The following is a 13,136-nucleotide window of genomic DNA, read 5'->3' on the forward strand; positions in this document are numbered from 1 at the left end:
ATCATTGATAAAACTTCATGGAAGAGACTATCTGATGATACCTGTAGAACTCATTCAACAAAAAAATTATTCAGCCATTGTAGACTGGGCATTGTCATTAACCGAAGTTGAGCGAATTACTACCTTAAAGGAATTGTTGACGCTTGATTATAAATCACTTTGTTTGGGTGAATGTGTAGACGATGTAATCTCTTTGACAAAAATTGTTTGTGCTCGCAGTTATGCAGAACAAAAAATGTTTCCAGTTAGCTGGCCAGTGAAACATACATTGCTTCATGAAGTTAGCAGAAGTCGTTATCATACTATACACGATGCACTAATTACTTTTTTTACCCATTGCCCTCCTGATTATCTGGATAGTGTGCTTAAGGATTGTTTGCGCACGCCGCATACATACCCAGATATCCGCCTTCTATGGCGCTGCTATAAACATGGTTGGGTTATTTTTGACGAATCAGCATTTGCCAACGCATTATTTCACATTGAGATTTATACTCGTAATGCTCAGAATGAAATTGTTTGGATGCGGGAGAATTCACAGGTAATAGAAAAGGTCATTTTACCATTCCCGCAATATGACGTCCCAGTGCTTTTGCAAAGCCACTTCCATAAGGCCGACAACTCACATCAGTGTGGTGTTGTTACCGAGTACTGGGATGATGTGTTTATGCAACTGATTGCGGAAAATCTTCTGCCTCGTCAATTAATCAAGGAATTATTAACTTCATTAACAAATAACTTTAAAAAAGATCGCCTTAACTGGCATATTCGTCTAATAAAGATGTTTAACCCGCAAGAGGATGAATGGATTGCTAACCAGCAATTATTATTTTTAGGACTGAATGCCAGTAATAATACGGTAGTAAATTTTGTTATTCAGATAATACAAACATTTTGCTGTCATCCTGAGTTTGACCATTCATCATTTATGCAGTATTTTCCGGTTATTAGCGGACGTGAAAAATGCGATAAAATATTATTCTTAGCACTTGATATTGCCGAGGTGTTGGCAGAACGCTATCCCCAATATCGTACAACACTGGCGAAAAACGTATCTGGCACCTTAATTCAGCGCACCGAAAAATTACAACTACGCACAGTTGAATTAATGATGAAATACCAATCAGCACAGGATGTGGCCGCGTTAGCTGAGCCATGGTTGGGGAGCTTAAAGCACAGTGTACTGGCACTGTTGCAATGTGATTCACCGTTGGGCGAAGGTTATGTAATTCCCATGCTACAACATGAGATGGTCATTATTCCTGATAGCTGGGATGGGGTGTTGTTTCAAACAGGAAAAATGTTGGAAAATAAAGAAGAACTGGATATTGAGATTTTTTATGCCGGGATTATTGCTTTGCAAGATAAACTTCCTGGTGATTATAAAAAACAATTGCAACCCTATTATAAAAAATTGCATAAAAAGTATCTCGGATCATCAATACTCTATAGCCTGCGGGATTTTTTTCAGCAGTGGTTTAATGATGAATACGCATCAACGCCAGAGTGGCATGAACGGCGTTTACCGCATTTACAGAACCAAAACCAACTGGTGCTGGCGCGACTGCGTGATAACTGCCACTTAACGTTACTGGCAACACCAAGTCACACGCCGTTCTATGTTTCGCCGCAAATATTGGTGGAGCGATTATTGGCCCACGAACGCGAGAATTATCCGGTTGATCTTGATGATTTAATTGTCGCCTGTAATCGTATTTTGCCTGGCGAGATAATAGCAGAAGTGAAGCAACAGGCATTAATGTTAACAGGGAAATATGCCCAGGCGGTGCAATATTTGTTGGGGATCACTGATGAAATATCGGCAACAAATGATGCGTTTTTACCACTCTGGACGCAGATTACACGTATCCGAACTACAAACGGGGTGTTTCCACAATATGAATCTATCGCCAAAGAGCTGGTGAGTTGGCCTGGCATCCTCCAACCATTTACCTGTACATATCGCATATTAATTGATAAGAATAAATATAAAACCTGGTACAGACTGGTATTAAATAACAGTGTGATTCATTACGGGAAGAGAGATAGTCTTCACTCTTATCCTGCTCATTATTACTATATTAGTCTCCGTCGTGATGAGTGTTGTCACTGGAAGGCCTTTTTGTATTATTTATCCCTGGTGCCAAATTATCCAGATTGCTGGTTAAGTTTTTTTGTTCCAGATACAGCAACGGGAAACGAAGTCGATGGGGTTGAAGAATGTTTATACCCTTTGCAATATTTACTTGAAAAACAACTTCACGTTCATCACGCAGGTTGGATCTACATTGCAGTTTGTTTACTTTTTGAGAAAAAAATTAGCCGCAATTTGGCCGCTGAATATATACAATTGGCTATCCAGCATAACTTTATAGACAGTCACTATCTGTCTGAATGTATTGCTTATTTATTGATGAATAAGTATGCTCCGGTTAATAGATTTATAGAATATCTTGATAACCACAACAGCGATCCAGCAGTACGAAAATTCCAAAAGAAAATTGTTGAGAATTGCATCACACTGGCTGGTGACAAAGAACTCCCCATTAATTATAAAAAATTAATAGCTTATCTTAATGAATTTACTCTACAAGGATGTGAAGAGTGACCGATATTAAAGAACAATACACTAATATTATTGAGTCGGGAAATTCAGAGCAGTTTATTGCTTTCTTGAAAACGCAGGATGAAAAACTGCGCAATACGTTGGTGCCGTTGATTAAAAGGGATGTAAAACGGTTATACGAACAGTTTGACCGACAAAGTGGGCGGTATAAGGCTACTGCTGTTCAATTAGATATGTTAGGTGTCGCTATACTAAGTTGTTTTACGTGGAATGATATAAAAAAACTTTCGCCACAATTAGTTCGCCAAAATAATACTATTAACAGAGTGCTTCAATGGTATTGTCCACCATGGTTTGCTAAATTTATAAACTTGTATATACAGGAATCTCATAAACGTGGCTACGGTTTTATATTTTATGAAGAGTTAGCCGAATGGTTAAGTCAGGGGTATCTGGAACGTCAGACTCTGGAGGATGAAACAATAGCACAAACATTAGTTCCTCCACATGAGTCACTGGAAAAGTATCCCTTTTATTTTGAAGAGCATATCTGGTTAGTATTTCACTATCCGAACTATCTTTCTACCCGATGGCTGGAGTCTATAAAAACATACACAAAAAACCAACGCTTAGATCGCTTCCGCCTTCTTAATGAAAGCCTTCTGGCCGTTAATCGTGGTTTTAATAAAGATCAAACGAATTTTTATGCCACATTATTCAGCGCACTGGAGCCGACTGGTGATGAATGCTTGCAACTTCAGGATGAACTCATAGCAACATTTTGTTGTCCGCATAGTAAACCTGTTACGACGTCCCTACAGGCTATCAAAAAGATCCTTGATAACGACGATTTTCATCGTGATGAGTTTCTTACCCAATTACCATTACTGTTATCGTCAACGACCAAAGGCGTTGTTGATAGCACCTTAACCATTACCGATAAACTTGCGAAGCAGAATCCCGAGAAAAGGGCGGAAATCTGTCAACATCTGACGGGAGTCTTTATAAATAAAGATGCCAGTTTGCAAAATAAAGCAGCAAAATTAATTGCCAAATACGGTAGCCCTACTGAACCTGAACTAAGCTCACTATTAATGAGTTACGCCGATAACATACTTATTGGCGCTCGGGAATTATTAACTGACTTTCTTGATACCAAACCCATGGTTGTTGATGAAGCGGTACAATTGTACCCGGTTATGCCGCTGATTCGTGATGATAATCGTATCCCCGAAATTGAAACCTGGGATGATTTTATTTTCCTGGTTGGTAGGGCGTTTCATAATCTTGACTCCTTTTCTTTTGACCAACTCCCTGCGGCACTGTTACGTTTTTCAGAACAAATTAATAAAGACAATATTGAACAATTGATACCCGCTTTTGCCAATGCTTTGAAAACACTTCATACCTGGTCAGGTACTCAAGGAAGTTTCGATAAAATACTGGCAAGTTTCTTTATGGAGTTTGCAGATTTTATCCAAACAAAATATCACAATGAAAATATTGACAGGCAATGTCAAAAATATCATGAGCTAATTAATCATCAAGATAAGTATCAAAAGCTAAATTGGGGATTTAATGAGTGTCAGAAATCAACGAAAGCAGTATTTCAGCCATGGATTAATATTTTATTAAACACACTTATATTACTTAAAAAATCAAGCGGCCTACCGTTGCTTTCGACACCAACTCATCTTCCCTGTTTTATTGAACCACGTATTTTAATTGACCGTCTATATCGATACCAGCAGGCTGGAGAATCACCTTGCGGATTCGATTTTCAACTCGCGATACAGCGATGTGTTCCAGGCACAGAAAGCCTGTTGCCCAATGATTTTAACCGCCAATATTCAGAACTGATGAACTACTTGCGCTCTGGTAATGTTTCTTCTCTGGACGCCGTAAATGATGATGATCTAGTGCTTACTGCAATTTTAACACGTCAGGTTTTTTTACCCGATGTTGATTCTTATACCAGAGGGAATTTGTTATTGGCGAAGCGAGGCACTCCGGTAGAAATATTGAAAAATAAGTATGATTGGAAATTATTAACAAAAGTTAACCAGAATCAATATACCAATAAAGAAATTGTTTATAAGCAACTCCATTTTGATATTCTCCGTTATTGGCACGATGAAAATTCAACATTATTTTATGAATATAGTTTTATGCGGTTTCCTGAAGGGCATAGTGCAGATCGAAAGCGAATATTATTCTCTTTCCCCTGGCATAGTGAGGCAATGCTGGCGCGCTTCATAGCAATTAATTTTAAAAATGCTTCTAAAGAAGCCAGAGAGATCATTAACCTGCTTCAGGCCATGCTTGAACTGCCTTTGCCACTTTCACCCATGGGTCATCTACTTACCGCTTTTTGCATGCTTCACGCCGACAAAACTGTCCGTGCACTTGCCGGAGAGTTATGGATTGAGAAGCTACGTTACCCACAAGGTATCAATTCTGCCCATATCGGCGACATTCTGGGGCAGCTTGAAAAAGAGAGCTGGGCACCACTCAAACGCTTCACCAATCTCGCCATGCAGTCGCTTATCAATATCAGTTTCCGCCACAATCAGGCATTACTTGAGATGGTAAGTGCAATGGATAGCCATTTGAGTACGGTAAAAATCACCAACTATAAAAAGCTCAACGAGCTGCAACACGAACTTACAAGGAAGTCATAAATGGAAGAGATACTCACTTATAGTTACAACATCCCATCCGCTTTGCACAAAACGAACGGTAAAGATGAATTACGCCTGGCGAAATACAGCGAGATTCAAAAGGCGTCTGACGCGCCCTGTTTTTTTATCGGCCAGGTCAGGCAACCTTTTATGATGGCGCGCTGTTTAATTGCACTTTCCAATGTGGTGAAGTCGAGTTTTAACCTTTCGCCTGCGCAACTGGCGCTACTGAAAGATCCTATTGTCAGCGCAGGATATGAACGGGTGCGTTTTGAAGGCTTTTCTCATTGTGCCGGAGTTTATGCGCGGCTTGATATTTTGCCCGATGGCTTAAACGGTGAGTTTTTACAAAGCGGCACGACCAATGTCGATTTTAACCAGCCCATGCTTTCGGCATTAGCGGGGGTAAGCAATAGTGGAGATGTTACATTATCCGTCGGTCAGAAATCGGTGGGGTTACATCTGGAAAATCACAAGGTTATTGAACGCAAAGTGCCACTTCCGGTGAAATGGATCAAAGGCTTGAGTAGTGTGCAGGTCTATCTTGCGCAATCAGCAAAAGGTCACCAGTTCACAAAAGTCCAGGCGCAGCAACTGTTTCGCTCATTACCCAAAGGGCAGGTGAAAACCGATTACTATTTACAGGTGCGTGGTACGACACCACAGTTTTCGCCCGTAAAATCAGTCAATGCGATTTGTATTGGCGGGCTGCATCGTCTGCGCTTACTGGAACCCTTGTTACCTTTTGCTGATTGTTTGCAGGTCTTCGCGCAACCAGATATGCAATCCACCACCTGGCAACTCTGGTTTGGCGATCTGCGTTTTACGCTTTCTTTATCTCGTGATTGCTGGCGTGGATTTTCTGGCGAAGGGGCGACGCTGGATGCGCTAAATGAGGGGATTGATGAGAGTTGGCTGACTATTTTTGATGAGCATGCACAGGCCAACCAGACCATTAGCCCGGCATTTTTTGCTTCTGGTGGCAGTCAGTGGCTGGGAAAAACCGACACCCTGGCCGCGCAACTGGCGGCAATGGGATTACTGGGTTATGACCTTACCGATAATGCATATTTTTATCGCCAGTTGCCGTTCAAACTCTCCCGCATAATGACTCTGAATCCCCGTCTGAAAGGGGCAGATAAATTACTGCAAGAGAACAAAGTTGAAATTATTAGCCAGCAGCCAGCCAGAACAGAGGCGCGAGTTGAAGGAAGTGGGGTACGACATACCGTCATTCTCGATGCAAATGGTGAACGCTGTACCTGTGAATGGTTCAGTAAATATCAGGGCGAAAGAGGGCCGTGCAAACATGTGCTGGCGGTGAAGAAACTGCTAAGGCAATAGGTGCGTGATATACTCCTACCAGACTCCCCGGCAGGAAAAAGACAAATGGAACAAGCGCATACCCAGCTTATCGCTCAACTGAACGAACGTATTTTAGCGGCGGACAACACGCCGCTTTATATTAAGTTTGCCGAAACGGTAAAAAATGCCGTGCGCAGTGGGGTGCTGGAGCATGGAAATATTTTGCCCGGCGAGCGTGATTTAAGTCAGTTAACCGGCGTTTCGCGCATTACGGTGCGCAAGGCGATGCAGGCGCTGGAAGAAGAGGGAGTGGTGACGCGTTCGCGTGGCTACGGAACGCAGATCAACAACATCTTCGAATACTCGTTGAAAGAAGCGCGAGGTTTTTCTCAGCAGGTGGTGTTGCGTGGGAAAAAACCCGATACGTTGTGGGTTAATAAGCGAGTGGTAAAGTGTCCCGAAGAAGTTGCGCAGCAACTGGCGATTGCCGCGGGCAGCGATGTCTTCTTGCTTAAGCGTATTCGCTATGTGGATGAAGAAGCGGTATCGATAGAAGAGTCGTGGGTTCCAGTGCATTTAATTCATGATGTTGATGCCATCGGTATTTCTCTCTATGACTATTTCCGCAGTCAGCGTATCTTTCCCCTGCGCACCCGTTCCCGCGTTAGCGCCCGAATGCCGGATGCCGAGTTTCAGTCACATATTCAGTTAGATAGCAAAATACCGGTGCTGGTGATCAAGCAAGTGGCGCTTGACCAACAGCAACGGCCTATTGAGTACAGCATCAGCCACTGTCGCAGCGATCTATACGTTTTTGTGTGTGAGGAGTAGTTCTTCGCGCGTTGGCGCGCAATCACCGCCGCGATGTCCGACAACCCACGACGCTACCGCATTGCCCAGCAATACGGCGTCTGCCAGTGGGAGACCGGAGGCCAGTCCGGCAAGCACGCCACCAGCATGGCTATCACCTGCGCCAATAGTGTCCACGACTTGCGTTGGAAATGCCGGAACGCAATCAGAAGCGTTGTTGCTGAAATACCACGCGCCTTCTTTATCGAGACGAACGATCAGCGGCGCGGCAAATTTCTCCTGCCATTGCGTGCCAAGCATTGTGATATTTGCGGATAAAGCAAAACGTTCGGCGGCAATCTCAGCTTCCTGGCGATTGAGCGACACCAGTGGCCGACAGGCCATGATGCGCGCAAGCAATGCATCCGGGATATCGTCAATCCGCGGGCCGAAATCAATAAACGGCGTCACGTCTTGCAGTCCTTCCAGCCATTCCACTAACAATTCGCCACAGGGCGAGGCCAGTTGATAACCGGAAAAATAGAGCAGGCTATCTGGTGCAACGGTTAATCGCGTCAGCCACTGGCTATTCCACTGATTTTCCACACCGCTGAACGACATAAAGGTACGTTCACCATCAGGTTCAACCAGCGCCAGACACCAGCCGTTATCGCCTTCGGCGTTATCGAGCAGGCTGAGCAATCCCTCTTTTGCCATCCGGTTACGAATAATCTCCGACCACACCCCCTGACCGAGCGGCAGGGCGTTATCCGCTTCTATACCGAGGCGTTTTAACGTCACGGCAATGTTCAGCGCACAGCCGCCAACATTTACGCTCTGCTGTTTCAGTTCGATATCGCACCCGCGCCAGGGCAGGGCGTAAGCGTCAGCGATCACATCAATGACAGCCGCACCGACAACCATCACCGGTTGACGCGTAGTTAATTGCGACAGCAGCGTGTGTAACCTGGTGCCGCTCATACCGCCTCCCGTTGTTGGCGATACTTCGCCAGCGCCGTGGCATAGCGGTTGAAATCAAGCTGATTAACCGCATCCAGCTCAGCCTTTAATGCCGGATCGATAGCATTTACGCCATGCAATGCGCCACAAATCGCCGTCGCCATAGCGCCGATGGTGTCAGTGTCACCACCAAGATTGGCGCACAGAATAGCGCAGCGGTTCGGATCGGTTTGTGCCAGTTCAACCAGCGCAATGGCGCACGGAACGGACTCAATAGTGCTGGTGCCTGCGCCAATCACTTGATATAGCTGTTCGCTGGCAGATTCGGTGCCGTCGGCGTGACGAACGATTTTTAGTGCAATCTCCAGACGTGCCGCCAGTGAGGCGCTGAAGGTAGTGATGCGTTTTTGTTGAGCATGTCGCGCAATCGAGGGTAGAGAATCAACAATCGCTGACCAGCTTTCGCCGTCAATGGCACGAGAAATCGCCCATGCAATAACCACCGCCCCCGCAATCGCCAGATCGGATTTATGGGTCGGGCTGGACGCCAGCGCCACATCATCAATAAAGGAATCAACATCACGCGCCGGGAGTAAACACCCCAATGGTGAGACGCGCATCGCCGCACCGTTAGTCACGCCGTTGTTTTCCAGTTCAGCGACGGGTTTACCGTCGCGAATGGCGTTAAGCGCAATTTTTGAGGTCGGGCCAAGCACGTTTTTGTTGAAGGCGTCGAAACGCAGTGCCCAGTCGAGGATTTTACGCCCAATCAGATCCGGGTCGATCTCGCCTTCGCGTTCCAGCAACGCATCCGCCAGGCACAGCGCCATCGAGGTGTCGTCGGTAAATTCGGCGCGGTTAAAATAACAGGCCGCGTTATTCTCCTTTGGGCCGGGCAGAAAACGGTTAATCCAGCCAAAATGCGCTTTGACGCGGCTGCGCGGCCAAAGCTCGGAGGGCATCCCCATCGCATCCCCTAACGCCTGCCCGTAAAGAGCACCGAGAATACGTTCTGTTTTCATTTTGCTTCCCCTTGTGTCAACGCAATATCGCGATCATCGACCCTAATAGCCGTAATTTCGTTGTCGGATTCGCGGAAAAAAATCATGAACAGCACGGCGATAATGGCAATCATCACCGCACCGAAAGTCCATATCCCGGCCCAGTTGAAGGTCAGCCCGTTGACTGGTTCCTGATAAGCGAACATCATTTCTATCATCACGCCGCCAAGACGATAGCCGAGCAAACTACCGAAACCCTGGCAGCAGAGCGTAATCAACCCCTGCGCGGCAGTACGCATGTGCACGGGGGCTTTTTTGTCGACATAGATGTATGCGGTAACGTAGTAAAAATCGTAACTTACGCCGTGCAGCAAAATGCCGAGGAACAATAGTGCGTAGGTGAAATATTCATCCGCGCTGCCGTAAATAAAGAAGCCATAACGAATCGCAGCGGTGACCAGACCAAGTAATAATACCTTTTTGATACCAAATCGTTTGGTGAAAAACGGCAATGCCAGCATAAAGAAGATTTCAGAGAACTGGCCGAGCGTCATCCAGCCGGTCGCGTTTTTCATACCGACTTCGGTCAGATAACCGTTGGCAAAGATGTAATAGAACGCCAGCGGCATAGCAAACAGGAATGAACAGAAGAAAAAGACGAGGAAGTTTTTATCGCGCAGCAGGATCAGTGCATCCAGGCCGAGCATGACTTTAATATCCATTTTGCCAGTGCTTTTTGGTGGTGTGTCGGGTAGGAAACATGCAAACACACCGAGCAGAGCAGAACTTCCGGCGGTAATCAGCAGCGGAATATTAGTCGGTGAGATATCGGCATAACCCAGCATTTGCGGCAAGAATCCACATGCCAGACCAGAGGCAATCCAGCCGATAGTACCCATCACACGAATGCGTGGGAAATCACGTTCCACATCCGGCACGTTGGCAAAGGCGATGCTATTAGTCAGTGCAATGGTCGGCATATAGGTTAGCGAGTAGGCCAGCAGTAACGGGAAGAATCCGGCAAAAGTGGTCTGTTGCGCAGCGAAATACATCAGCACTGCACCAGCGAACATCAATACAGCCAGCACTTTCTGCGCCGAGAAAAAGCGGTCAGTGATGGAGCCAACCAGAATAGGGGACAGGATCGCCGCGATGGCGGTACAGGCATACGACCAGCTAATTTCTCCGGCACTAAACCCGCTTTTACTTAACCACAGCCACAATGGTACAAACCACGCGCCCCAGATAAACCATTCAACAAACATCATGAACGACAGCTTTGCTGTTGTTTTCATCTTTTGATTCCTTCATGACAGGTAATGTAAGGTACGCGCTGACAATACCATTTGATGATACCTTTTAAATACCTTTATGGTGAAATCTTGACCGCGGTAACACTTTTTCTGATGAGTCGTGCCAACAGGAAACGCTGAAAAAACAGCCGAAAGATGGAAAAAATAGCTCATAACGACCAGGATTATAATTGCCCGCAAAAGGTGGGCCAGGACAATCCATAGCCGATATCCAATCGGAATTTACGGGAGCATAGTAATGACAGATATTGCGCAGTTGCTTGGCAAAGATGCCGACAACCTTTTACAGCATCGTTGTATGACTATTCCTTCTGACCAGCTTTATCTCCCCGGACATGACTACGTAGACCGCGTGATGATTGACAATAATCGTCCGCCAGCGGTGCTGCGTAATATGCAGACGCTGTATAACACCGGGCGTCTGGCCGGAACCGGGTATCTTTCTATTCTGCCGGTTGACCAGGGGGTCGAGCACTCCGCGGGGGCTTCATTTGCTGCTAACCCGCTCTATTTCGACCCGAAAAACATTGTTGAACTGGCGATAGAAGCGGGCTGTAACTGTGTGGCGTCAACTTATGGCGTGCTGGCATCGGTATCGCGGCGTTACGCTCACCGCATTCCATTCCTCGTCAAACTCAACCACAACGAGACGCTAAGTTACCCAAACACCTACGATCAAACGCTGTATGCCAGTGTAGAGCAGGCGTTCAACATGGGAGCAGTGGCAGTTGGCGCGACCATCTATTTTGGCTCGCAAGAGTCACGTCGGCAGATTGAAGAAATTTCTGCGGCCTTTGAACGTGCACATGAGCTGGGCATGGTGACCGTGCTGTGGGCTTATTTGCGCAACTCCGCCTTTAAGAAAGAGGGCATCGATTACCATGTTTCCGCTGACCTGACCGGTCAGGCGAACCATCTGGCGGCGACCATTGGCGCGGATATTGTCAAACAAAAAATGGCGGAGAATAACGGCGGCTATAAAGCGATTAATTACGGTTATACCGACGATCGCGTTTACAGCAAGTTAACCAGCGAAAACCCGATTGACCTGGTGCGTTATCAGTTAGCTAACTGTTATATGGGCCGCGCAGGGCTGATTAACTCCGGCGGTGCCGCGGGCGGTGAAACCGACCTTAGCGATGCGGTGCGTACTGCGGTTATCAACAAACGCGCGGGCGGAATGGGGCTGATTCTCGGGCGTAAAGCGTTCAAGAAATCGATGGCCGACGGCGTGAAACTGATTAACGCCGTGCAGGACGTTTATCTCGATAGCAAAATTACGATTGCCTGATACGCTTCATTTATCTGGCCTGCGAACAACACACCTCCCGTAGGCCGGATAAGGCGTTCGCACCGCATCCGGCAAAAATTGATGTACCCCTGTTCAGGAGAGAATAAATTTTTGACTAGCGCAATAACGGGCAGTCCGGCGGTAATCGACAACGCAACGCCGCCGGAAGTATTTCTATATGAAAACGTTGGCCACTTAATGGTTCGCCATCAAGGTTAAAGGTGATTTCATGCGGCGCTTGTATCTCGAACCACGCCGAAGCGCCTTCAACAATATTCGGGTTTTCTTCATCAGGTTTTAAGGTTGAGAAGAGAGCGGGAAGAATTTCGTCACCGGTGAAAATACGCAGTTGCAATAACCCATCGTTAATCAGCGCATTCGGGCACAGTTGCTGACCGCCACCGGCCTGACGCCCGTTGCCAATACCAATAACCAGCGCATCGCCTTGCCAGTGAAAATTTTCACCACGGATTTCACAGCGGTCCGGTTGCAACGTATCCATGCGCATTAAGCCGTGAATGATGTAAGAGACGCCACCCAGCGCGGCTTTTAATTTCTCCGGTGTTTCGGTGGTAATGCGCGTACCAAATCCGCCCGTCGCCATGTTGATAAAACAGGTTTGTTTGTTGACCTGCGCCATATCAATCGCAATGGCGTTACCGGCAATTGCCAGTTTAAGTGCCTTATCCAGCGCTTCAGGAATACCCACACTGGTGGCAAAATCGTTCGCTGTACCTAGCGGCAATATTCCCAAAGCAGGAATGTCATCACCTTCGCACTGAATCAATGCCGTGGAGACTTCATTAATAGTGCCATCTCCACCTCCGGCAATTACCGTTGCAACGCCAAGCTGACGGGCTTCAGCAACATAACGCGCGGCATCATCTTTCTCCCAGGTGGTTCGTACATGGATCGTCATTCCTTCCTCACGCAACAGCATAATCGCTTCGCGCAATATCTCATTGCCAGCACTTTTGCCGTTAAGAATCAGTAAGCTGGCGGGAAAATCTGCCATGGTCGTCTGCCTTTATGATTGGTCTGTAGATAGTGTAGAGCAGAAAAGAAAAGGCGGAGTCAGAACAGGATGAAAGCGTGGTACAAAAAAATAAGCCTGCGTAAGGGAGATTACACAGGCTAAGGAGGTGGTTCCTGGTACAGCTAGCATTTTATGGGTTATGTTTTTCAGCGAAACAGATAATAACCTTAATAAATGCAGCCGTATGTGATCGG

Annotated in this window: 9 protein-coding genes; 5 read left to right on the top strand and 4 right to left on the bottom strand. The window is 46.3% G+C overall.

The annotated features are described in order from the left end of the window. Nucleotides 1-34 precede the first annotated feature (34 nt). Genes A9587_RS16430 through A9587_RS16445 form a run of 4 tightly spaced genes read left to right on the top strand, consistent with a single transcriptional unit; the run spans nt 35 to nt 7,383 of the window. Nucleotides 35-2,608, top strand: coding sequence for a DUF6493 family protein (locus A9587_RS16430; protein ID WP_105263661.1), 2,574 nt, complete (start codon nt 35-37; stop codon nt 2,606-2,608). Beyond that, nucleotides 2,605-5,247 carry a DUF6493 family protein gene (locus A9587_RS16435; protein ID WP_105263660.1) on the top strand — a complete coding sequence of 881 codons (2,643 nt, stop codon included), beginning with the start codon at nt 2,605-2,607 and terminating at the stop codon, nt 5,245-5,247. The genes A9587_RS16430 and A9587_RS16435 overlap by 4 nt, the downstream gene beginning before the upstream one ends. Further along, a complete protein-coding gene (locus A9587_RS16440; protein ID WP_105263659.1) occupies nt 5,248-6,591 on the top strand; it encodes an SWIM zinc finger family protein in 1,344 nt (447 codons plus the stop codon). It begins immediately after the preceding gene. A 45-nt stretch (nt 6,592-6,636) separates the two neighbouring features. After that, a complete protein-coding gene (locus A9587_RS16445) occupies nt 6,637-7,383 on the top strand; it encodes a GntR family transcriptional regulator (RefSeq protein WP_000434029.1) in 747 nt (248 codons plus the stop codon). Here A9587_RS16445 and A9587_RS16450 read toward each other — a convergent pair. From A9587_RS16450 to A9587_RS16460, 3 genes are read right to left on the bottom strand one after another with little or no spacing between them, the layout of a single operon-like run. Then, nucleotides 7,357-8,322 carry a carbohydrate kinase family protein gene (locus A9587_RS16450; RefSeq protein WP_001516672.1) on the bottom strand — a complete coding sequence of 322 codons (966 nt, stop codon included), beginning with the start codon at nt 8,320-8,322 and terminating at the stop codon, nt 7,357-7,359. The two genes, A9587_RS16445 and A9587_RS16450, sit on opposite strands and share 27 nt — an antisense overlap. Next, complete coding sequence (locus tag A9587_RS16455; RefSeq protein WP_105263658.1) at nt 8,319-9,323, bottom strand: ADP-ribosylglycohydrolase family protein; 1,005 nt, start codon at nt 9,321-9,323, stop codon at nt 8,319-8,321. The genes A9587_RS16450 and A9587_RS16455 overlap by 4 nt, the downstream gene beginning before the upstream one ends. Next, a complete protein-coding gene (locus A9587_RS16460; RefSeq protein WP_105263657.1) occupies nt 9,320-10,597 on the bottom strand; it encodes a nucleoside permease in 1,278 nt (425 codons plus the stop codon). Before A9587_RS16460 ends, A9587_RS16455 begins: the two co-directional genes overlap by 4 nt. 256 nt (nt 10,598-10,853) lie before the next feature. On the opposite strand from A9587_RS16460, the gene fbaB reads away from it, so the two are divergent. Further along, the gene (gene fbaB, locus A9587_RS16465) at nt 10,854-11,906 is read left to right on the top strand and encodes a class I fructose-bisphosphate aldolase (RefSeq protein WP_000129564.1); all 1,053 of its coding nucleotides are present in this window, start codon (nt 10,854-10,856) and stop codon (nt 11,904-11,906) included. Between the two features lie 115 nt (nt 11,907-12,021). On the opposite strand, the gene yegS is transcribed toward fbaB, so the two are convergent. Then, nucleotides 12,022-12,921 carry a lipid kinase YegS gene (gene yegS, locus A9587_RS16470; protein WP_000753102.1) on the bottom strand — a complete coding sequence of 300 codons (900 nt, stop codon included), beginning with the start codon at nt 12,919-12,921 and terminating at the stop codon, nt 12,022-12,024. Between the last annotated feature and the right edge of the window lie 215 nt (nt 12,922-13,136).

Source organism: Escherichia sp. MOD1-EC6162 (genome assembly GCF_002965125.1).
GTDB classification, from domain to species: domain Bacteria; phylum Pseudomonadota; class Gammaproteobacteria; order Enterobacterales; family Enterobacteriaceae; genus Escherichia; species Escherichia marmotae.